This window comes from Pseudomonas sp. LBUM1664, assembly GCF_059695895.1.
Map to the genome: position 1 here is coordinate 6,180,692 of NZ_CP166791.1, position 21,538 is coordinate 6,202,229.

At 59.7% G+C, this 21,538-nt stretch carries 24 protein-coding genes and 1 tRNA gene; 8 read left to right on the top strand and 17 right to left on the bottom strand.

Going from position 1 to position 21,538, the window contains the following annotated elements; all coding sequences use genetic code 11:
* Positions 1 to 24: 24 nt before the first annotated feature.
* Entirely contained in the window at positions 25 to 207 is a 183-nt protein-coding gene (gene oscA / locus ACA047_RS28615; RefSeq protein WP_497355209.1) for a sulfur starvation response protein OscA, read from the bottom strand.
* A 147-nt stretch (positions 208 to 354) separates the two neighbouring features.
* A complete protein-coding gene (dibA, locus tag ACA047_RS28620; protein WP_497355211.1) occupies positions 355 to 2,262 on the bottom strand; it encodes a phosphodiesterase DibA in 1,908 nt (635 codons plus the stop codon).
* Between the two features lie 146 nt (positions 2,263 to 2,408).
* Between dibA and desA the strand changes: the two genes are divergently transcribed.
* Positions 2,409 to 3,593 carry a delta-9 fatty acid desaturase DesA gene (gene desA, locus ACA047_RS28625; RefSeq protein WP_497355213.1) on the top strand — a complete coding sequence of 395 codons (1,185 nt, stop codon included), beginning with the start codon at positions 2,409 to 2,411 and terminating at the stop codon, positions 3,591 to 3,593.
* A 305-nt stretch (positions 3,594 to 3,898) separates the two neighbouring features.
* Positions 3,899 to 4,888 (top strand): GGDEF domain-containing protein, encoded by a 990-nt coding sequence (locus ACA047_RS28630; protein WP_497355215.1) that lies wholly within the window; start codon positions 3,899 to 3,901, stop codon positions 4,886 to 4,888.
* A 42-nt stretch (positions 4,889 to 4,930) separates the two neighbouring features.
* Here the strand turns inward: ACA047_RS28630 and ACA047_RS28635 are convergent, their stop codons facing one another.
* The 11 genes from ACA047_RS28635 to ACA047_RS28685 all read right to left on the bottom strand — a co-directional run bounded on the left by ACA047_RS28635 (position 4,931) and on the right by ACA047_RS28685 (position 13,795).
* The gene (locus ACA047_RS28635; protein ID WP_497355217.1) at positions 4,931 to 6,148 is read right to left on the bottom strand and encodes an HDOD domain-containing protein; all 1,218 of its coding nucleotides are present in this window, start codon (positions 6,146 to 6,148) and stop codon (positions 4,931 to 4,933) included.
* 148 nt (positions 6,149 to 6,296) lie between these two features.
* Positions 6,297 to 7,574 carry a 4-aminobutyrate--2-oxoglutarate transaminase gene (gabT, locus tag ACA047_RS28640; protein WP_497355219.1) on the bottom strand — a complete coding sequence of 426 codons (1,278 nt, stop codon included), beginning with the start codon at positions 7,572 to 7,574 and terminating at the stop codon, positions 6,297 to 6,299.
* 174 nt (positions 7,575 to 7,748) lie between these two features.
* Positions 7,749 to 9,191 carry an NADP-dependent succinate-semialdehyde dehydrogenase gene (gene gabD / locus ACA047_RS28645; RefSeq protein ID WP_497355221.1) on the bottom strand — a complete coding sequence of 481 codons (1,443 nt, stop codon included), beginning with the start codon at positions 9,189 to 9,191 and terminating at the stop codon, positions 7,749 to 7,751.
* Positions 9,192 to 9,507: 316 nt separating this feature from the next.
* Positions 9,508 to 9,822 carry a RebB family R body protein gene (locus tag ACA047_RS28650; protein WP_497355223.1) on the bottom strand — a complete coding sequence of 105 codons (315 nt, stop codon included), beginning with the start codon at positions 9,820 to 9,822 and terminating at the stop codon, positions 9,508 to 9,510.
* Positions 9,823 to 9,872: 50 nt separating this feature from the next.
* Positions 9,873 to 10,187, bottom strand: a complete 315-nt coding sequence (locus ACA047_RS28655; RefSeq protein ID WP_497355225.1) for a RebB family R body protein — start codon at positions 10,185 to 10,187, stop codon at positions 9,873 to 9,875.
* A gap of 83 nt (positions 10,188 to 10,270) precedes the next feature.
* Complete coding sequence (locus tag ACA047_RS28660) at positions 10,271 to 10,744, bottom strand: hypothetical protein (RefSeq protein WP_497355227.1); 474 nt, start codon at positions 10,742 to 10,744, stop codon at positions 10,271 to 10,273.
* A 49-nt stretch (positions 10,745 to 10,793) separates the two neighbouring features.
* Positions 10,794 to 11,432: a hypothetical protein gene (locus ACA047_RS28665; protein ID WP_497355229.1), complete on the bottom strand. Its 639-nt coding sequence runs from the start codon at positions 11,430 to 11,432 to the stop codon at positions 10,794 to 10,796.
* 88 nt (positions 11,433 to 11,520) lie between these two features.
* A complete protein-coding gene (locus ACA047_RS28670) occupies positions 11,521 to 12,096 on the bottom strand; it encodes a hypothetical protein (protein WP_497355231.1) in 576 nt (191 codons plus the stop codon).
* A 19-nt stretch (positions 12,097 to 12,115) separates the two neighbouring features.
* Positions 12,116 to 12,349 (bottom strand): RebB family R body protein, encoded by a 234-nt coding sequence (locus ACA047_RS28675; RefSeq protein ID WP_497355233.1) that lies wholly within the window; start codon positions 12,347 to 12,349, stop codon positions 12,116 to 12,118.
* A gap of 111 nt (positions 12,350 to 12,460) precedes the next feature.
* Positions 12,461 to 13,000, bottom strand: coding sequence for an RNA polymerase sigma factor (locus ACA047_RS28680; RefSeq protein WP_497355235.1), 540 nt, complete (start codon positions 12,998 to 13,000; stop codon positions 12,461 to 12,463).
* 87 nt (positions 13,001 to 13,087) lie between these two features.
* Complete coding sequence (locus tag ACA047_RS28685) at positions 13,088 to 13,795, bottom strand: Crp/Fnr family transcriptional regulator (RefSeq protein ID WP_497355237.1); 708 nt, start codon at positions 13,793 to 13,795, stop codon at positions 13,088 to 13,090.
* Positions 13,796 to 14,026: 231 nt separating this feature from the next.
* On the opposite strand from ACA047_RS28685, the gene ACA047_RS28690 reads away from it, so the two are divergent.
* The 4 genes from ACA047_RS28690 (at position 14,027) to ACA047_RS28705 (ending at position 15,905) form a co-directional block, all read left to right on the top strand.
* Positions 14,027 to 14,103, top strand: a tRNA-Arg gene (locus tag ACA047_RS28690).
* 194 nt (positions 14,104 to 14,297) lie between these two features.
* Positions 14,298 to 14,543, top strand: a complete 246-nt coding sequence (locus ACA047_RS28695; RefSeq protein ID WP_497355239.1) for a hypothetical protein — start codon at positions 14,298 to 14,300, stop codon at positions 14,541 to 14,543.
* Positions 14,544 to 14,756: 213 nt separating this feature from the next.
* A complete protein-coding gene (locus ACA047_RS28700) occupies positions 14,757 to 15,260 on the top strand; it encodes an inclusion body family protein (protein WP_497355241.1) in 504 nt (167 codons plus the stop codon).
* Positions 15,261 to 15,380: 120 nt separating this feature from the next.
* Entirely contained in the window at positions 15,381 to 15,905 is a 525-nt protein-coding gene (locus ACA047_RS28705; protein WP_497355243.1) for an AidA/PixA family protein, read from the top strand.
* A gap of 107 nt (positions 15,906 to 16,012) precedes the next feature.
* Here ACA047_RS28705 and ACA047_RS28710 read toward each other — a convergent pair whose 3' ends face one another.
* The 3 genes from ACA047_RS28710 to ACA047_RS28720 are packed head-to-tail and all read right to left on the bottom strand — an operon-like array spanning position 16,013 to position 18,913.
* A complete protein-coding gene (locus tag ACA047_RS28710; RefSeq protein ID WP_497355245.1) occupies positions 16,013 to 16,630 on the bottom strand; it encodes a hypothetical protein in 618 nt (205 codons plus the stop codon).
* Positions 16,627 to 17,199, bottom strand: a complete 573-nt coding sequence (locus tag ACA047_RS28715; RefSeq protein WP_497355247.1) for an RNA polymerase sigma factor — start codon at positions 17,197 to 17,199, stop codon at positions 16,627 to 16,629. Before ACA047_RS28715 ends, ACA047_RS28710 begins: the two co-directional genes overlap by 4 nt.
* Before the next feature lie 40 nt (positions 17,200 to 17,239).
* Positions 17,240 to 18,913, bottom strand: coding sequence for a vWA domain-containing protein (locus ACA047_RS28720; RefSeq protein ID WP_497355249.1), 1,674 nt, complete (start codon positions 18,911 to 18,913; stop codon positions 17,240 to 17,242).
* Positions 18,914 to 19,136: 223 nt separating this feature from the next.
* Here ACA047_RS28720 and ACA047_RS28725 point away from each other — a divergent pair, with 223 nt between their 5' ends.
* Both ACA047_RS28725 and ACA047_RS28730 read left to right on the top strand, forming a co-directional pair.
* Positions 19,137 to 19,748 carry a hypothetical protein gene (locus ACA047_RS28725; RefSeq protein WP_497355251.1) on the top strand — a complete coding sequence of 204 codons (612 nt, stop codon included), beginning with the start codon at positions 19,137 to 19,139 and terminating at the stop codon, positions 19,746 to 19,748.
* 16 nt (positions 19,749 to 19,764) lie between these two features.
* Complete coding sequence (locus ACA047_RS28730) at positions 19,765 to 20,349, top strand: hypothetical protein (RefSeq protein ID WP_497355253.1); 585 nt, start codon at positions 19,765 to 19,767, stop codon at positions 20,347 to 20,349.
* A gap of 99 nt (positions 20,350 to 20,448) precedes the next feature.
* Here the strand turns inward: ACA047_RS28730 and ACA047_RS28735 are convergent, their stop codons facing one another.
* Positions 20,449 to 21,450, bottom strand: coding sequence for a zinc-dependent alcohol dehydrogenase family protein (locus ACA047_RS28735; protein ID WP_497355255.1), 1,002 nt, complete (start codon positions 21,448 to 21,450; stop codon positions 20,449 to 20,451).
* Positions 21,451 to 21,538 lie beyond the last annotated feature (88 nt).

The following is a 21,538-nucleotide window of genomic DNA, read 5'->3' on the forward strand; positions in this document are numbered from 1 at the left end:
CGCAGGCTGCGATCTTTTGTTTTTTCAGCTCGGCTTTTGATTCGGCTGCTGCAACCGGAATTTTTCCTTGCGTTCGATCTGGACCACCTGCGCGTTGTGCACGGTGATTTCCACCGCACCAAAGCGCAGGTCGCGCAATGCGCTCTGGATCTCACGCAAGATGGATGCTTCGTCCTGGCCGTCAACGCTACGTAGAGATGCGCTCATGCTGCTGCTCCTTGATAAATGCCTGGCAGTGGGCGGCACTGCTTGCGGCGTGGGAGCAATACTAGATAAAGGCAGATATTCTTAAAAAGACTATTTAAGAATTTTTATATAACCAAAAAAACAAATCGAACCTTCTGGCGAAGGTATTCAGGTGATTACCGGTGCGCAATCCCAATCCAACATCTGCGCCGGAACAGGCCGCCCGAACCAGTAGCCCTGCCCCAGCTCACAGGCGTGCTCGAGCAGGAAGACTGCTTGTTCGCGCTGCTCGATACCTTCGGCGTGCACCTGCATGCCCATGCTGCGGGCCAGGGCGATGATCACCCGGACAATCGCCGCATCGTCTTCATCCCACGGCAGCCCGACGACAAAGCCCTGATCAATCTTGAGCTTCTGCACCGGCAAACGTTTGAGCCGCAGCAGCGATGAATAGCCCGTGCCGAAATCATCGATAGCCAATCGCACACCCAACTCCCGCAGACGATGCATCTGTTCCAGCGCCACCTCCGGGTCTTCCATCACTGCGCTTTCTGTCACTTCCAACTCCAGATAAGCCGGATCCAGGCCCGTGTCGTGCAGCACTCGAGCGACCTGCTCATACAACTCGCGATGGGCGAACAACCGGCTGGAGACGTTGACCGCGACGAACGACAACACCACCCCGGCCTGCTGCCACCGGCACATCTGCCGGCAGGCCTGGTCCATGACCCAGGCATCGATCTGAGCGATCAGCCCGGTGCGCTCGGCAATGGGAATAAACTCGGCCGGCGAAATCAGCCCACGCTTGGGATGCTGCCAGCGCACCAGCGCCTCGACACCAACCAGACGGCTGGTCGCCAGGTCGTGTACCGGTTGGTAATAAACCCGCAACTCCTGCTGCTGGAGGGCACGACGCAATTCGAAGGCGATCTCGACTCGCTGCTGAGCGTGGGCGGTGAGTTCTTCGGTGTACAAGGCGTAGCCGTCACGCCCGGCATTCTTGGCCTTGAACAGCGCCGAATCGGCATTGCGCAACAGTTGCCCGGCGCTGAGGGCGTCACCGGGGAACAGGCTGATGCCGATGCTGGCATTGATGAACAATGGCTGGCTGTCCAGGCGGAACGGCGCCTTCAGCGCGTCGATGATGCGCCGGGCCAACGCTGCCGCCTGACCAGGCTGCGAGCAGTTTTCCACCAGCACCGCAAATTCGTCGCCCCCCAGACGGGCCAGGGTCACACCCGGCGCAAAGAGCCCGCGAAAGCGCTCAGCCACGCCTTTGAGCAACTCATCGCCAACGTTGTGGCCCAGGCTGTCATTGATGTTTTTGAAGTGATCCAGATCCACCAGCAGCAGAGCACAGCCGCGCTTGTGCAGCTGGGACGACGCCAGCGCTTGTTCGGCGCGGTCGGAAAACAGCAGGCGGTTGGGCAGGCCAGTCAGCGGATCGTGATGAGCCAGGTGCGCCAGTTCGTGTTCCGAATCCTTGATCGCACTGATATCCGAGAACACCGCAACGTAATGGCTTATTTGGCCGCTGTCGTCGTGAATGACCCGGATCGTCTGCCATTGCGGGAAAATCTCGCCACTTTTACGCCGGTTCCAGATCTCGCCGCTCCACTCACTAAGGCTGGCCAGGGAGGCAAACATGTCGAGATAGAACTCTGGCCCGTGACGACCGGATTTGAACAGGCTGGGGCGCTGGCCCAGCACTTCGGCCCGGTCATAACCGGTGATCGCCATGAAGGCCCGGTTCACATGCACAATCAGCCCGTTGCGGTCCGTCACCAACACCCCTTCTCGGGTGCAATCAAAGACGGCGGCGGCCTGACGCAGACGTTCGCGATCGGCATTGTGCTCGGCCTTCCCGAAAACCCGGGATATCCGCACCCGTGCCAGGAAAATCAACCCGGCGCTGACCAGGGCCCAGGCGTAACCGTTGATCAGCAGCCAGCGAAGCCGGTCGGCGGATTGATCGAAGAAATTGCTTAATAAATAACCAACCAGCTGCAACCAGACGACAGACAGCACGATGTAAAGCAGCGCTGCACGCGTAGCACTACGGCGATAAGCAAGCATTCGGCCATCCATGTCCATATAAGGAAAGGGAAATTATAGAGGAAGAAACATCCTGCCACTCTTATCTGAAAGGCCGACTGGTTTTATCTGTAGAGCTGGTGATAATGCAACGGCAGTTTCTATTTTTATCGAGGGCCCTACAGCCTATGTGGTACGAAGGTTTTCTTGGCTTGTCGCCCTGGTCACTGGTGGCAGTCACCCTGCTGCTGACCCATGTCACGATCATTGGCGTCACGGTCTACCTGCACCGTTATTCGGCTCATCGCTCCCTGGAGCTCAACGCCGGCCTCAAACATTTCTTCCGCTTCTGGCTGTGGCTGACCACGGCGCAGAACACCCGCGAGTGGACCGCTATCCACCGCAAGCACCACGCCAAATGCGAAACCGTCGACGATCCCCACAGCCCGGTCATCAAAGGCCTGTCCACCGTGCTGCGCAAGGGTGCCGAGTTGTATCGCGCCGAAGCGGAAAATCCGGAAACCCTGCGCATCTACGGCAAGAACTGCCCTGACGACTGGATCGAGCGCAACCTCTACAGCCGCTTCCCGCTACTGGGCGTGGCGATCATGGGCGTCATCGACCTGCTGCTGTTCGGCACCATCGGCATCACCATCTGGGCCATCCAGATGATGTGGATTCCGGTCTGGGCCGCCGGCGTGGTCAATGGCCTGGGCCATGCCGTGGGCTACCGCAACTTCGAATGCCGCGACGCGGCGACCAACCTGGTGCCGTGGGGCATCCTGATCGGTGGCGAAGAACTGCACAACAACCACCACACCTACCCCAATTCGGCCAAGCTGTCGGTACGCAAATGGGAGTTCGACCTGGGCTGGGCCTGGATCCAGGTGTTCAGTTTCCTGCGCCTGGCCAAGGTCCAGCGTGTCGCGCCAATCGCCCACCGGGTCGAAGGCAAGGGCCACGTGGACATGGACACCGCCATGGCGATCCTCAACAACCGTTTCCAGATCATGGCCCAATACCGCAGGCTGGTCATCGCCCCGCTGGTCAAACAGGAACTGGAGAAGGTCGATCACTCGGTGCGCCACCAGTTCCACCGGGCCAAACGCCTGCTGTCGCGGGAAACCAGCCTGTTGGATGACCGCCACCATGTGCGCATCCAGAACATGCTGGAACACAGCCAGGCCCTGAAGGTGATCTACGAAAAACGCCTGGCGTTGCAGCAGATCTGGGTCAAGACCAGCAGTAACGGCCACGACATGCTCGCAGCCATCAAGGAATGGGTCCACGAAGCAGAGGCCAGCGGCATCCAGTCCCTGCGGGACTTCGCCGACCAGCTCAAGACCTACTCGCTGCGTCCTGCCACGGCCTGACAGACAACTCCAGCAAGGGATTGCTGTGGAGAAGAGCTTGTTGTGGCGAGGGAGCTTGCTCCCGCTGGGCTGCGCAGCAGCCCCATTTCTGTGAGCGCTTCGCACTCAAGCGGGAGCAAGCTCCCTCGCCACAGCTTCAGTGTTGAATTGATCATGACTGGCTGAATTAGCACCCCGCCCTTCGTCGCTTGCCAAGGAACTTCGTCCCGAATCCCCTATCTCAAAGAGCACTTCGCCATCCTGGCGGGATTTGAAGTAAGCGCGTGCGAACCTACTGCAGTGCACGCTCTTTGAGATTTGTGCCGATGGTCGACAAAAACCTACAGGATTCATCCCAACCTCATTGGCCCGAGGCGGCCCAGACGCTCATGGCGCTGATGCACGCTCAGGGCGAAGTGGCGCGCCTGAGCGAGCGTGAGCAGCTGTTCAGCTCATTGCTGGTCAGCGTCAATGCGGTGCTTTGGGCGTTCAACTGGGAAACCCGACAGGTGTTGTACGTCAGCCCTGCCTACGAGCGAATCTTCGGCCGGCCCGCAGGTCTGGTACTCGCGGATTTCAACGAATGGCGCGACGCAATCTACCCCGACGATCTGGACTACGCCGAGCGCAGCCTGGCTGAAGTGCTGGTCAAAGGTGCCGTCGAGGATCGTGAATACCGCATCATCGCCGCCGATGGCCAAATCCGCTGGCTGAGCGACAAGTGCTTCATCAACCGTAAGGCCGAGCCGGGGCAACCGGTGATCGTAGTAGGCATCGCCGAAGACATCACCGAAAAGAAGCTGTTGGAAAACGAACTGCAGCGTCTGGCAACCACCGATGTGCTGACCCAGAGCAGCAATCGCCGCCACTTCTTCGAATGCGCCCACCGCGAATTCGAGCAGGCACGGCTACAAGGGATGCCCATGGCGTTCCTGTTGCTGGACATCGATGACTTCAAGGTGATCAACGACACCTACGGCCATCAGGAAGGCGATACCGTGTTGCAGAAAATCGCCGAAAGCGGACGGTCCGTGCTCAGGCGCGGCGACCTGTTCGGGCGGATCGGTGGCGAAGAATTCGCCGCGGTGTTCCCCGGCTGCGCCCCGGACATGGCGTTGCAAGTGGCCGAACGCTTAGAACGGGAAATCCAGCGTCTGTCTTTCCGTAGTGGGGAGCAGAGCTTCGGTATTACCGTAAGCCAGGGCCTGACCAGCATCACTGCCGAAGACCAGACCCTCGACAGCCTGTTCGCCCGCGCCGACGCCGCCATGTACGAAGCCAAGCGCCAGGGTAAGAACCGCATCATCGCCGCTTGAAGCAGTGGCCTCCACCACCGTTCAACTGTGGGAGCGGGTGGCCTACTTCCTGCTTACCCGCATCAACTCCGGCAACCCAATCTTCAGCAAACGCGCCGTACGGCCCCGGGCCAGCTCTTCAAGCCCTTCATGCTCGGTCAAATGGGCCATCTGCGTCGCCATGTTCATCACCAGCGCTTCACGGGAATAAACCCCACCACCAAGGCCATAGGCCGCCGCAATCAACTCGCGCAACTCCAGTGGCAAGCGCCAGCGGGTACGCAGCGCCGAGCCGAAGCTGGCCCCATACTGGTCAAGCGCATTCCCCACTTCCTCTGGCTCATCCAGCTCGCCACCGGCCTGCTTCCATTCCTCCAGGCAACGCAGCAGCGCCAGATCACCCAGACGATGCAACAACCCGGCGCAATAACAGCGTTCCGGCTCCAGATCCAGCAACCGCGCCAGCATCCGGGCGTACTCGGCGGCGTGCAGCGACAACTCCCAATACCGCTCGGCATAGTCCGCCAGGCACGGGACGCTGAGGCGAGCACAGCGCTTGAGGGTCAGACCCAGAATCAGGTTCATGCTCTGCCCGGTGCCAAGCTGGTGCAGCGCCTGGGCCACGGTCTGTACCGGGCCGCCGCCCTGATGCTGGGCAGCGCTGTTGGCGGCAGCAATCAGCGAGGCGGTGATTTGCGGGTCGGTGCGGATTTCCCCTTCCAGCAGTTTCAGATCCAGGCCACTGGGGTTGAGGCTGCGCTTGACCGCCACTTGCACATCGGTCATCAGCGGCGCGCCTTCGGACAGATCATGCCGACGTTCCAGAAAGGCTGCCAGGGTCAACCCCGGTCCGGGTATCGGCACGTCGTAGGAGGCGTCTTCACCACCACTCAAGAGCAACCCCTGCAAACGCTGAGTCAGGTTTTCCCGGTTCAAGGGTTTGGTCAAATACGCCGTCGGTGCCAGCGGCAAGACCTCGCGCACGCTGGCGCTGTCGTTGCGCCGGCTCATCAGGATGAACGGCAACGCCGGGGTGCGATGCTGCTGGCGAAGGCTGCGCAGGATGCTCAGGCCATCGACACCCGGCAGCTCCCAATCAGCGATCACCAGGTCGTACGAATTGTGCGCCAGCAAATCCAGGGCCTGCTGCCCCTCACCGCAGGTATCCACTCGAGCATCGCAGCGTATGCCCGACAACACTTGCTCGAGCAGCTCACGGGACGCCGAATCAGCCTCGGCGATCAACACACGCGGTACAGCGGGTAAATCCACAGCAGTCATGCAGCATCGCTCCCTTGCCATACTTGCACCTTAGACAATGGCAGCCGTTCCAGACAGCTCAAAACCCCGGGGATATGTTCCCGAATATGAAAAAACCCGCCGAAGCGGGTTTTTTTGTGAATCAGCGCACAACTTAGCGCTCGTAAAATCAGAGCTCGGAGAAGCACTCTTCGATGATTGCCAGGCCTTTGTCCAGTTGCTCGTCCGGCGAGGTCAGCGGCACCAACACCCGCAGAACGTTGCCGTAGGTGCCGCAAGACAGCAGGATCAGGCCCTTGTCACGCGCCTTGGCCACGACCTGAGCCACCGCCGCAGCGTTCGGCTTGTGGGAGTCGCCGTTTTCGAACAGTTCCACGGCAATCATCGCGCCCAGGGCACGAACTTCGCCGATCACCGGGTACTTCTTCTGGATGGCCTTGAGGCCCGTTACCAGACGCTCGCCCACAGCCTTGCAGCGATCCAGCAGGTGCTCTTCTTCGAATACTTCCATCACCGCCAACGCAGCGGCGCAAGCGATCGGGCTGCCGGCGTAGGTGCCGCCCAAGCCACCCGGGGCGATGGCATCCATGTACTCGGCCTTGCCGCACACACCGGCCAATGGAAAACCGCCGGCGATGGATTTGGCGAAGGTGGTGAGGTCGGCGGCAACGCCCATTTGCTCCATCGCGAAGAAGGTACCGGTACGACCGGCGCCGGTCTGTACTTCGTCAGCGATCAGCAGAATGCCGTGCTGGTCGCACAGGGCTCGCAGGCGCTTCATGAATTCCTTCGGCGCCACATAGAAACCACCCTCGCCCTGCACCGGCTCGATGATGATGGCAGCGATGTCACGCGGCTCGGCGTCGTTCTTGAAGACGCGCTCGATGCTAGCGATGGAATCGTCGATGCTCACGCCATGCAGTTCGTTCGGGTACAGCGCGCGGAAGATACCGCCAGGCATCAGGCCCATGCCGGCCGAGTACGGCGCGACTTTACCGGTCAGGCCCAAGGTCATCATGGTGCGACCGTGGTAAGCGCCGGTGAAGGCGATCACACCGGCACGGCCCGTGGCGGCGCGGGCGATTTTCACGGCATTTTCCACAGCTTCCGAGCCGGTGGTTACCAGCAGGGTTTTCTTGGCGAAATCACCTGGCACCTTGGCGTTGATTTTTTCGCACAGTTCTACGTAAGGCTCGTAGGCCAAGACCTGGAAGCAGGTATGGGTAAGCTTGTTCAACTGTGCGGTCACGGCAGCGATGATTTTCGGGTGCAAGTGGCCGGTGTTCAGCACGGCAATGCCGCCGGCGAAGTCGATGAATTCACGGCCCTCGACGTCGGTTACCGTGGCGTTCTTCGCCGATTCGGCGAAGATCGGGTGAATCTGGCCAACACCACGTGGAACGGCAGCGGTACGGCGGGCCATCAGATCAGCGTTAGTCTTGCTCATTAAAGTCCTCATTCGCCGCTCATCGGTCGGCGTGGTTCAAGGATTACACGGTGGGGAGTCAACGGCGGCAGCATGCGATGATCGACTGCCACGGCGTTCCCGGCCGCAGAGAAATTGCGTTTTGAAACCGCGCAAAGGGACAGCGCTCTCGTGCCCTTTGCGCTTGAAGCAGGATCAGATACCGAGGCAGAGGTATTTGATTTCCAGGTAATCCTCGATCCCGTACTTGGAACCTTCACGGCCCAGGCCCGAAGCCTTGATGCCGCCGAACGGCGCGACTTCGTTGGAGATCAAACCGGTGTTGACGCCGACCATGCCGTATTCCAGGGCCTCAGCCACACGGAACACACGGCCCAGGTCGCGGGCATAGAAGTACGAGGCCAGACCGAACTCGGTGTCGTTGGACATCGCGATCACTTCGGCTTCGTCTTTGAAACGGAACAACGGCGCCAGCGGGCCGAAGGTTTCTTCCTTCGCCACGGCGGCGTTATTCGGCACGTTGGTCAGGATGGTCGGCTCGAAGAAGTTGCCTTCCATCGCCTTGCCGCCGGCCAGTACGGTCGCGCCTTTGCTGACCGCGTCGGCAATGTGCTCCTGCACCTTGGCGACGGCTTTGCCATCGATCAACGGACCGGTGGTGGTGCCGTCGTCCAGACCGTTGCCGATCTTGAGCTTGGCCACCGCAGCCTTGAGTTTCTCAGCGAACGCGTCGTAGACCGAATCCTGGATGTACAGGCGGTTGGCGCAGACACAGGTCTGGCCGTTGTTGCGGTACTTGGAAATGATCGCGCCTTCGACGGCCTTATCCAGGTCCGCGTCGTCGAACACGATGAACGGCGCGTTGCCACCCAGTTCCAGGGAGACTTTCTTGATGTCCTTGGCGCATTCGGCCATCAACTGGCGACCGATTTCGGTCGAGCCGGTGAACGACAGCTTGCGCACAATCGGGTTGCTGGTCAGCTCGCCGCCGATGTCGCCAGCACTGCCGGTGACCACGCTCAGCACACCTTTCGGAATGCCGGCACGGTGCGCCAGTTCCACCAGGGCCAGGGCCGAGAATGGGGTTTGCGACGCAGGCTTGATAACCATGGTGCAACCGGCGGCCAGGGCTGGGCCAGCCTTGCGGGTGATCATCGCGGCCGGGAAGTTCCACGGAGTAATGGCAGCGGTCACGCCGATCGGCTGCTTGATCACGATCAGGCGCTTGTCAGGCTGGTGGCCGGGAATCACGTCACCGTAGATGCGCTTGGCTTCTTCGGCGAACCACTCGATGAACGAGGCCGCATAAACGATTTCGCCCTTGGCTTCGGCCAGTGGCTTGCCCTGTTCCAGGGTCATCAGGCGACCGAGGTCGTCCTGGTTTTCGATCAGCAATTCGAACCAGCGGCGCAGCTTGTTGGCGCGCTCTTTGGCAGTCAGCGCACGCCAAGCTGGCAGCGCTTTGTCGGCGGCTTCAATCGCCCGACGGGTTTCGGCAGCGCCCATTTTCGGCACAGTGCCCAGCACTTCGCCCGTTGCTGGGTTGGTGACCTTGATCGTCTGACCGTTGTCCGCATCGACCCAAGCGCCATCGATAAAGGCTTGCTGGCGGAACAACTGGGTGTCTTTAAGCTGCATGTCGGCTTTCCTTAACAGCACCGCGCACACGCGCAGCGAATTAGATTTGTAGAAAGGCGCCTCAGGGGCTGCCGTCAGGGAAATCATCCACCGGGCTGAAGCACAGAAATAACGCACATAAGCACAGACGTGCGGTTCAGCACCCAGACAAGAGCGTTTGAAATCTCAAACGAATCCTAGGGCCGATAGGGGTGAAGGACAATAGTCTGTTCGAAAAAAAGAACGAAAATCTTATCCTGGCTCGAATTTTCTGATCAGCGAACCTAAAAAAACCCCGCGGCCCTGTAAGGCGGCGGGGCGTTGCCAGTCTCAAGCCTTATGGGTTGAACGACTTGAGGATAGTCAACAGGCTGGTCAGGTTATCGGCTACGCCGCCCTGGGCCACTTTCTCGGTGGCAGATGCGCCGGCGGTGGTGTCGACGCTGTAGATCTGCATTACACCCTGGTTGGTGGCCGCTTGTGCCAGCGTGTTTTGCTGTTGCTGCGCCGAAACCGCGTTCTGGAACAGAATCGCAGTCGCCTGGCCCATCGACTGGTAAATGGTGCTCATCGCCATTGCTGGCGATTCGGCCACGACCTTGACGTTGGTTTGGGTGACGGCATCGGTGATTTGCGGACTGACTGTACTCATGGGTGACACTCCTGTGTTGAAAAAAGAACGCTATTGGTTGGGTTCGCCGATCAGGACTGGAACGATTTGAGAACCGTCAGCAGGCTGGTCAAATTATCCGACACGCCGCCTTGGGCGACCTTCTCGGTGGCGGCGGCACCGGCGGTGGTGTCGACGCTGTAGATCTGCATCACGCCCTGGTTGGTGGCCGCTTGGGCCAGGGTGTTTTGCTGTTGCTGCGCCGAGACCGCGTTCTGGAACAGAATCGCGGTGGCCTGGGCCATGGACTGGTAGATGGTGCTCATCGCCATTGCGGGTGCTTCGGCCACGACCTTGACGTTGGTTTGCGTTACCGCGTCGGTAATTTGTTCGTTGACTAATGCCATGATTGATTTCCTTATTCAGTACACGGTGCATTCCGTGTTCTTAAATGAACGTTGCAAAACAACCGCTGTGAAACCGTGATCGATCAATGATCGGAACCAGGAACTTGGGGGTCGCCCAACTTCGCAAGCGCCGATTCAATCTGCTGGATCAGTCCGTGTATTTGCTCACTGATGGCGTCTTTTACATGTGCCTTTATTGAGTTTTGCAACGCCTCGTTATCCAGGGGGCCAACCGCTGCGCCATCGCTGCCCGTAGCCGGTGCCTGCTTTGCGGCCAGGAACTGTCGTATGAGCGCTTCGCGCTGTTGCGCACTTTGCTTGAGGACGTTCTCGCTGGTCATGGACTGTTCCATCAACTCGCGGGTGCGCTGTTTTTCGGCCTCGATCAATCGAGAGGTCTGGCCCAGTACCTGGTCAATGACCGTCTTCGACGTACCGTCAAACGGTTGCGGGCTACTGCGCATCCAGGCTTCCAGAATCTGCTTTTCGCCATCGGTCAACTGGCTCAGGGCCTCGAACAGACGGTCCTGGGTAGCGGGATGATCGTCCTTGCTCATGTGGGATTCCCCTTTGATTAAATCGAACTCAAAAGCAGAGGAACCACCGCTAAAGCCGCACCTCGATCCCGTCTTGCCAGATGCCGGCGAAGTAGAACTTGCCGTCGCCGTCACAGAACGAGGCCAGGTCCCAGGGCGTCATCGCCGTTGGACGTGTATCGAACACCGGCGCGGGAGTCGGTATCAGGTTGGCGTTGTTATACAAGTTGCCGACTTCGTAGGTATTGGCGACAAACTGTGAGCAAAACGAGATATCGCCAATGGCGACCGACTCATTGATCCGCGCCTGCAATTGAGGAGTAAAAGGGGTTTGCTTGAAGGTCGATAGGACGGCCTTCCAGACGCTGTAACGGCCACTGATTTCAGCGCTACTCACGTCAGAGTTGAATTGCTGGGCAGCCACGCTGGCCGCGTAAGCCAATTCTCTATCGATACACGAATACACCATGGCCGCGCGCTTGACCGGCTCGGTGGACAAGTCCGTACACTGAATACCATTGCCCACACTTTCAATCACGCAGGTATTGCTGACGGCAATAGCCGCATGCACAACGGGTACATTGGGTGAATCATCGGCAAACAACTTGGCTTTTATCCATTGCCCCGCGCGAATAAACGCACGAGGAATACTGGTGGACAACTTGTCATCCACTGTCGCCACCGAAAAAACAATATCTCCAGGGTTCATGATGTCGCTCCTTCAAGAAAAGTTACTTTTGACTTGCAATTGCACTCGTCCCAGAAAGGGCTCTGGAACATAAGTACCCTAGACCAGGTCAGGTCGCTGACGCGGCTCGACTGGCCAACAGTGAGCTGTACTTGGCGATGCTCTGGTCGATCTTATCGATCGCGACACTGGCCGCTTCGGCTTCCATCGCCCCGGCAGCTGCGGCCACGGCAGCGGCTGCCCCCACCAATAGGTCGGTGGCCAAGGCACCCAGCGCGTCTTCGGCGGCGGCCGGCATGTTGTTCTTGACGATGTTTTCAGTCATCTGCTGGAGCAGCACGGCCTGGGCCGCCAGCGCCAGCTTGCTCACGCCGTCGAAATACCCCGCCGCCGATTGCGCCACCAGCCCGGCTGCCTGGCTGATCATCATGTCTGGCGCGATGGCGATCTGCGCCGGGGCGTAGGCGAAGGTCTGGGCGTTGGTGAACTGCACCGCCTCGACAATCTGACTGTTCAGCGCATCGGTACTGTCGGTGGACGGTGTGGCCGCTTGAGTAAGCATGTGCGCGTTCATGCGCTCCATGATCGAGCGGGTAGGCTTGGCGCCGGAATTTGGAGCAGGGCTGGCAGCCGCGTTGGTTGGAGGATCGCCAACACTGGCCGTTTTCTTCTTGGACCAAAACATGACGGCTCTCCCCTACCCGTTAAGGCTTCTCGCCGATCTGCATGATCAGCGAGACGGCCTTGGAGATCACCGCGTTGGAAATCTGGTTGAGGGCCTGCTGGCTGCTGACCGCATTCTGCAGGGACAACCCCGCCGAATGACTCGCCACCTGGTACAACGCCGCAATGGCCTGGGCCGGAGCCTCGGCCACGACCTTGACGTTGGTTTGGGTGACAGCGTCGGTTATCTGGCTGTTGACCATCGGATCTGTCATACATCTCTCCTTGATGGAATGCGCCAGCGCAGACGCGATGGCGATCGGTACGTCATGGGTTTCAGGTGCTTACTGAACTAGAACGCTACAAGCACATCGTTGTGAAAAACTTCACCTCAGTGCCGCCCGCAACAGCTGCACACGCTTGCGCACCAGAGGCTGGGTGATACCCAACTCGGCGGCGATCTGCGAATAGGGCAGGTCGTCGACGAAACGCAGGGCAAACAACCGTTGCTGGGTGGATGACAACTGCTCCACCTGCCGGCTGACCTGCACCAGACGCTCGCACAACTCCGTGCGCTCAAGCACCGACACCCAAGGCGCGGCGAGCAAGGCCTGATGGTCGTGCTCCAGATCAATCGAATAATCGAACAGTTGCCCTTCACGCTTGCTGCGCCGCAGGCTGTCGAGAAACACATGCTCGAGCACCAGAAACAAAAAGCCCTGCGGTTCTCGTATGCGCTCTGACGAGCGCCTGAAGAACAGCAGGGCTTTGATGGCCGTTGCCGATAACCACTCCTGTGCGAGTGCAGTATTGCCCCTGGCCCGCCGGTTGGCCCGGCGCGTGAGTTCGGGGTACACCGCGCGCCAACTGGCTTCGAACAGCCGATCGGCGGCCACCATTGCTACCTTGTCTTCAAAAGAACCCATCGCCAGCACTTCCTGTGCATCCCTGATGAGTCGGCAGTCTGTGGCTTGGGATTTTGCGGCGCTGTTACCTGGGGAACAGTGCCGCCGTTATCCGGGCAAATAAGCCTTGCGGCGTAAATGTTCGATGTCGTTGACCACCAGCACATCGCGCTGCCCGCTGATCAACCCCAACCGACGCCAGAGCTGCAACTGCACATTCAACTTCGGGCGGCTGGTGTTAAGCATCGAGGCCAGCATCCCTTGGCTACGGGGTATCGATACGCTGCCCGTGCGCCCGGCCTCTTCCAGATTGGCCAGCAGAAACCGCGCCAGCCGCGATTCCAGACGGTGCAGGCAAACCAGCTCCAGCAGCTCCACGAGCTTGAGAAAACGCTGCATCAGCAGCATCAACATGCGTCGCAAAAACAGCGGCTCGGCATACAGCGCCGCGAAATGCCGCTGCCCCAGCTGCAACACACGGGTCTGCCCGCAGGCAATCGCCGAGACTTCGCGTACCTGGCCATCGATCAACGCCGACTCGCCCACCATCTGCCCCGACCCCGCCGTAGCGACAATCTGCTCGCGCCCGTCCGGCCCGTGGATCAACTGATAAACATGCCCCTGCACTACCAGCACCACGAACGTCGGAGCGTCGCCTTTGAGATACAACACCTCTCGATCATCCAATATTCGCTCAACGGCATGGGTCGCCACGTAGCGGATCAGATTGTCCGGCATATCCCTGAACAAATCGGAGCCGGCCAACAGGGTTTGCCGCAACGGGAAATCGAGCATTACTGCGCCTTTGGAATGCATGCGTCCGCCTTGACTGGTAGGAAACCGCTACGCGGCCGCGCAACGGGTTAGAGCGCTGAGGCCAATTGAGCAAAGCAAACAAAAAGGACGTCCAGCGGACGCAGTTGTGAAACCGTGCGGGCGCAATCAGCGGATCGCAGCGGGTCGGGAAGGAAGCAGCGAGGAATATTCAGGTGACACAAACCGGCATGGACGCCCCGAGCCGACATGGGTATGATGTCGCCCGCACATGCACCAGTAGCTCAGCTGGATAGAGTACTGCCCTCCGAAGGCAGGGGTCGTGGGTTCGAATCCCGCCTGGTGCACCATATAGCAGTCTAGACCTGTCTCAGACAGTCTACGAAACACCCCAAGAAGCCCGCCCTGTGCGGGCTTTGTTGTTTCTGGCTATCCCTCTCCACTCGTCAGTCGCAGGGGGATTCAGAACGAACTCGCTAGTCTCTGATTAGCATCCCCCTCCCACATGAAGATGCCCTACTGTCAGGAAGATAGACCGTCATACTTGTCTGAGTTGAAGCCAGAGGCCAGGCGCTGGACAGCCAGGAAGCCGGGATTTTTTTCTGATGACACATCTGACCACGATGAAAAAATCGCGAAATTCAGGGTGCAGTTTACGTTTCCATCCCACCGCATTTATGTCTCTTCGTTGCCGGAAAACTCAGGAAAAATCGTCAAAAAACAGCGCAAACAGAACCTCGATACAGACCACGCCACCGCCTCCCGCGCAGCACCGATCTCGTTAATGTGATTTGTTTTTTTGACAGCTCCATCATCGTGCCTATAGTCAGAACCGCGACCTGCAGGAAGGAACCTGAATCGTCAGCCAGTCGGCATGGAGCCAGGCCAGCTCGTATCCGTGACAAAAAAATTCCTTCCGATAGTGCACACGCAGGCCGCGACGCGGTGAAACGTTGTTGTCTTTTGGCACAGGCCAAAAGACCCACTAAAAAGGAGCTTCATAATGTCTCGAGTCACGGATGTGCTGGTTTCCATCGACACTGAAACCATCCTGAAAAACTACCCGAACATTAGTAAAAACCCCGCCTCGCCAACGCTGATCGATTACAAACATGTTTACATGGTGACCAATCAGGACAACGTTGTTGCCGGCCAGGCCGGTGGCGAGCTCGATCTGAAGGCCCAGGTCGGTGATCTGATTCGCTGGCGTGAAACCAGCCTGTCGCAGAGCTTCGAAACGGCGGTGATCTTCTACAAGTTCATCGGCAACGCGGGTAACGAACTGATCTCCCCACCCTCCCCGCGCAAGGCTACCGCCTGCGTTGCGGTACCCAATACCAGCAACCCGTCCGTACCCAGTTGCCAAAAGGTCGATAACCACTATTGGTCTTCGGAAACCCTGGCCTGCGGCCGAGTGACCTATCACTTCAACTTCCTGATCGTCGACCGCAACTGCAGCATCGTGGCCTGCTGTTCGTGGGATCCGTTCATCTCCATTCACAACTGATGCAAATGGCCCCTTGGCAACAAGGGGCCAACCGACCTCGCGGTCGCTGCGACCGAACAGGATGTTTCGCACTTGCAGGCGTGACCGCGACCACCGCCAACATCATGAAAGGAAGCCGTGATGTCTACCGACCCCACCGCTATTTCCAGCGAAACAGCCACTGCGCACGTTTCCCTTATTGTCGACGCCCAGACACTGCTCTCGCGTTATCCACAAGCCAGCCAAGACCCCGACAACCCGACGTCGATTGATGAAGGTTTTATCTTCATCCTTGGGAGCGCCCACCTACCAGATGTTAAAAACGACAGTATTGTGTTGCCCATAAACCTCGGCCAAGTCGCCCATTTGCGCAGTCGCACCATAGCCCTTCGAGCCGAGCACAGCGTGGTGATCTATGGGTTCGCGGTCGAGGTTGGGAAGGTACTGCCAGCGCCGAAGCTGACGGTGAACCCCAACCAGCCCATACCCGCCATTGATATCGAAAATCTCACCCAACCCATCCTCCAAGAGGCCGATGATCACTTCTGGCGTTGCCAGCCGCTCAGTCAAGGAAAGGAGAAATGCGAGTTGAGGTTTATGTTGGTGAACAGCCAGTGTGAGGCGGTGGGGTATTTCAGTTGGGTCGTTGAAGTCGTGGTCAAATGAAGTAGGCCGGGCATCGCCCACTGCCACGGCGAAATCGAATAACCCTCTGCAGAAACAAAAAGCCCCAGGTCACGAGGCCTAGGACTTTTTGATGGGCAGTATTTTACTCAACGCTTTTGCAACGCTTCCAACCGCGCCGGCAGGTCTTCCTCGGGAAAACGCTTGTGCAGCGCAAGCAGCTTTTCATCGGCGGCCTTGGTATCACCCGCCTGATGCAGGCGCAGGATTTCCAGCAGGCCTTGCTCCAGCGATGGCGGTGCGACGGACGCGCGTTTGCTCATTTTCGCCGCTGGCTTATCCGCCAGGGACGGTTCAGGGTTTGCCGGGGCCTGGGCGATTTCGGCCTGAGGCGCCAAGCGGGCCATCGGCGCGGGAGCGGACATGGCCGCCGAGGGCGCAGGTGCAACCATTGATTCCTCCCGGTCGGCGGAATATTCCAGCGGTGCTGGCGAGGGCAGGCCGTCTTGGGGCACCGGCGAGCGCACCACCAGGCCGATCATCAGCGCGACACCGGCGACCGTGGCGAATGCCATTTGCCAACGTGGCCGCTGGCAGGCCTGTAACCAGCGTTTCCACAGGCTCGGCGTGGGAGTCGGGGCTTCGTCACGGGCGGCAGCCAGGATGAAGGCGTCCAGGGAAGCGGGTGGTTCGCCGCTGGCGTGTTGGCGAAAATGCTCGATCAGGACTTCGTCAGCGGGGTCCGGGGTATGTCGGGAATCAATCATGCGGGTACCTCCTCGGCCAACAGTCGATGCAACTTCTGCTGGGCGTAACGCAAGCGGCTTTTTACCGTTTCCAGCGGGGCGCCAGTCAGCGCGGCAATCTGCGGCAGTTCCAAGTCGCCGTGCAAACGCAGCAGGAAGACTTCCCGCTGGTCCTCGGGCAAATCTTGCAACGCGGCGTCCAGACGGGCCTGATCGCGACTCAGGCTCAACTGTTGCTCGGGGCTGCTGGTGTCGTCGGGCTGGACGTGAATCTGCTCATCGTAACTGTCGTGCAACGGGTTGTGGACACCGTGTTTGCGCCAGTGGTCGATCAAACGGTTACGGGCAATCTGGAACAACCAGGTACGAAAGCTCGCCCGCCCTTGTGGCTGGGTGGCGCTGCGGATCAGGCTGAGCCACGTGTCCTGGAAGATTTCCTCGGCCAGTTCGGTTTTGTTGCTCAAGGACACGAGGAAACGGTAAAGCCCCAGTCGATGGCGTGCGTACAGGACTTCGAAAGAAGCCCCGTCGCCATTGCGGTAGCGGGCCAGCAGCGATTCGTCGCTGGGGGCGTCAAGCGGGACGGGCATGAGGGTGGCGAACTCCATTCGATATTGAAGCCGTTCAGGATCAGTGTTTGGCCGCAGGTTCCAGGCTCTGCGCGAGCTCCACCAACTGGACAAATTCGGAACGCAATCCAAACGGGTCATCCCCTCGGGCGGAGCGGGCCAATTGCGCGGTGTCCTTCAAGCTCATCGTCCCAGTGTAACGCCCATCACCCTTGAGCTGCTGGGCGAAAGCGGCCACGGCGGCCGAGAAGCGCAGGTCATCGCTGGCCTTGTCATTTTTTTGCGAACGGCCAATAGGATGCTCGATCAATCGGCTGCTACCGCCTTCAGCGGGCTTGTAGCGTACGCGCAACATCGCCAGCTCCCCGGCCTTGTCGTCCAGCTTGGGCGTGCTTGCATAACGCAACGGCTCCAACCAGCCCTGCTCGCCTTTCGGGACGATTTCATACAACGCCGTCACCGTGTGCCCGGCGCCGATCTCACCCGCATCGACCTTGTCGTTGTTGAAATCCTCACGCTTCAACGCGCGGTTCTCATAACCCAGCAGACGATACTCGCTGACCTGGGCGGGGTTGAACTCCACCTGCAATTTCACATCCCGCGCCACCACCGCCAGGGTTGAGCTGAGCTGGTCTACCAATACCTTGCGCGCTTCGAGCAGAGTGTCGATGTAGGCATAGTTGCCGTCACCGGCGTCAGCCAGTTGTTCCATCAGGTGCTCATTGTAGTTATCCACACCAAAACCCAGCGTCGTGAGGGAGATGCCGCTTTTACGTTGATCCACCGCCATTTGCTTGAGGCTGTCGAAATCACTGATGCCGACGTTGAAGTCGCCATCGGTGGCCAGCAGGATGCGGTTGATCCCTTTGTCGATAAAGCTTTCCCGAGCCATCTGATAAGCCAGCTCGATACCCGAGGCGCCTGCGGTGGAACCACCGGCGTCCAACTGATCAATGGCGTTGCGGATTTTTACTTTGTCGCGTCCCCAGGTGGGCTTGAGTACCACACGGGATTCGCCGGCATACACCACCAAGGACACCCGATCCTGGTCACGCAATTGATCCACCAGCAGTTTGAGGGTGCTCTTGACCAGCGGCAGGCCTTCGCGACGGTCCATGGAACCGGAAACGTCCACCAGAAATACCAGGTTGGCCGGCGCCAAATCCGCCACGGCGCGGTCGGACGCCTTGATGCCAATGCGCAGCAAGCGAGTGTGGGGGTTCCACGGCGACGGGGCCACTTCGGTGGTCACGCCAAAGGGTGAACCGTCGGTGGGCAGGGTGTAGGCGTAAGGGAAGTAGTTGACCATTTCCTCCAACCGCACAGCACCTTCAGGCGGCAGGCTACCTTGATTGAGGAAACGTCGCACATTGGCGTAGCTGCCGGTATCGACGTCCACACTGAAAGTCGAGACGGGTGTTTCAGCAACGCTATGGACGGGATTGTCCGGCAGCCTTTCGTACTGTTCGCGCGGCTCGGCGCGGTAATCCCTGGCGGTGGCATCGCTCATCACCGCTGGCGCGATCATCGGCACCGGGGCGGCCATGCGCTTGGCCATGGGCTCACGTACGTAAGTGGCCTCGCTTTGCGGTTGCGGGCTGGGGGCCGCTGACACCGGCTCGGCCGGCTTGGCAACCTCCCGGGACGAAGACAACCCACAGCCGGCCAACGCCACCAGCAAAGTCACGGCGAAGCCCTGGGCAGCAGGGCGCAGAAATGGAAGTGGACGGGACATGGGCTGAACCTCGTGAATGAATGATCCGTTCACCAGGTCAGACGCAAGTTATGTGGGGTTCGGGTTAATGGCCGGAATTTTTTTTGCCGGCGGTTAACCACCACACTGTATATCCGCTGCGGCGCTCTTCTCTCCAGCCTCTTGATAACCCTCCAGATTTCCCTCAAGTTACCGCCCCCAAGGTCGAGACCTTAAAGTGCCATCAACCCAATAAGGACATTTCGTGCTGAAAACACTCCTCAAGGCCACCGCCCTCGTCGCCACTCTGTCGATGACCGGTTGCGTGTCCTACACCGTCACCGGCCCGGTGGGCGCTCCAGCGCACCCTGCTCCCGTCAGCAGCCCGCGTACCGCACAGATCGCCGATGTAGCCGTCTCCGCACCCGATATCAACGACGCAACGCGCACGGCCATCAGCCGCTCGCTCACGGCCCAGCTCAATCAGTACGTGCAGACCGGCGGTTACTTCAAGCAGGTCACCGAATACCCAACACGCCTGGGTGAGAACGACGTGTTGCTCAAGTTCAACATGACCTCGCTCAAAGGCCATCGCGGCGTGCATCCGGGCTACGTCCCTGGGGCGTTGCTGACGTTGACCCTCTGGATCTGGGTGAACGGCCCCATCTATGTCGACAGTTTCGACGTCGCCGGTAACCTGGTGATCGTTGACCGTGACGGCAAGGAACTGGCAGCGGCCAAGGAAGAGGTCAAGCTCGAGCGCAACGTCGGCCTGTATGGCCGCGAATACTGGGCGCCGACCATGGGTGCCCAACAAATGAATCAGCTGGTGGCACAACTGCTGGATACCGCCACCGCGCGCCTGGCCAAACCGTAATTTCAAGGAGCAACACATGATGGGATTCATCAAACACAGCCTGGTGCTCGCCGCCGTTTTGCTCACCGGTTGCGTGTCCTATTCGCAACACGAACTGCCCGCCGTGCAGACTTGGCCACCCGCCGCCACGGCGCAGCAAAAACCCACCGCTTTCGTGCGCACCACCGCGCTGAATCAGGTTAACAGCGGCTCGGCCGTTGCCTCCTCGGGCGCCCAGGCAACCGCCTGGGAAACCTCCGTGGCCGACACCTTCCGCGACTCCGGGCGCTTTGCGCGGGTCAGCACTGACAAGGTCGACTCGGACATCTACGCCGAAGCCACCTTGCACAACAACGAACAGTTCAGCGTGGCCTCCGCCATCATCACCGGCGCCACCTTCTTCATCATCCCGTCCACGGCCGAGAACACCTTTACCCTCGAAACGGTGTTCAAGGACAAGGACGGCAAGGAATTGGGACGCGTGCAAAAGAGTGAATCGGTGCGGACCTGGATGCACTTGCTGCTGATCGTGGGTATCCCATTCCAGCAAGACACCCGTGACGTGGTCCAGGCGCTGACTCGCAGTACGTTGGAAGAGGCGGTGCAGCGTCGCTTGCTGTAACTGACTGTCCCCACGGCAGCGGTGTTTAAAAGCCCCAGTCTTTACGGACCGGGGCTTTTTTGTGGGGGATGACGCCTGATCAGCCATCGTGGCCCCACCTCACTCAACCCCAATTTCTACCACCGTTTTCCCCTGCCCGAGCCCCCCAGCCACCCACGCAAATGCCTCATTCACTTCCCCCAGGCCAAACCAGCGCTGATCCACCTTGATCCGCAGTTGCCCGGACTCAACCAACGCCGCCGCCTCGCGCAATATTTGACCATGGTGCTCACGCCCCCTGCCGGTCAGCAGCGGCATCAAGGTAAACACCCCGGAATAACTCGCCCCCCGGAACGACAACGGCGCCAGGCTGTGCTGCCCCCAGCCGAGGCAACTGAGGACATGGCCGGTGTAGGGCTTCACCGCGTTGAACGACGCATCCAGTGTCGGGCCGCCGACGGTGTCGTAGACGATGTCGAAGCCCTCGCCTTCCGTGTGCAGGCGCACGTAGCTGTCGGCGTCCTGGATTCGGTAGTCGATGGGCGTCGCGCCCAGTTCGCGGATGAAATCCAGGCTGCTGGCCGAGCCGGTGGCGTAGACCTCGGCGCCTCGGGCCTTGGCAATTTGCACGGCCATTTGGCCGACGCCGCCCGCGCCGCCGTGAATCAGCACTTGCTGGCCGACCCGGACGTTGGCGCGGTCTACCAGACCTTCCCACGCGGTGATGAATACCAGCGGCAAGGCGGCCGCTTCGCGCATGCTCAGTGAACGGGGCTTGGGCGCGATCAGGCGGGCATCGACGGCGATGTATTCGGCCAGCGCACCTTGGGCGCCGCCGATCCCGCCGGCCATGCCAAATACGTCATCGCCGGGGGCGAAGTCTTTCACGCCTTCACCCAGTTCAACGACCGTACCGGCCAGATCGATGCCAAGTACCGCCGGCAGTGGCTGGCGGGCATGGGCACCGCCTCCCGCCGCGATCTTGGTGTCCAGCGGGTTGATTCCGGCCGCATGAACCTTGATCAATACCTGTCCTTGTCCGGGAACAGGCCGGGGGATGTGGCGGACAACCAGCGGAGCCTGGGCGGCTTGGGCAACGGCGGCGAACATGGTGTTGTTCATAACGGTAAACCTCCAATGAGTGGGCAGGTTCATATTGCGAGCACCGGCGCATTCCGATAAGTAAGGAGCAATGGATAGAATTTATTCC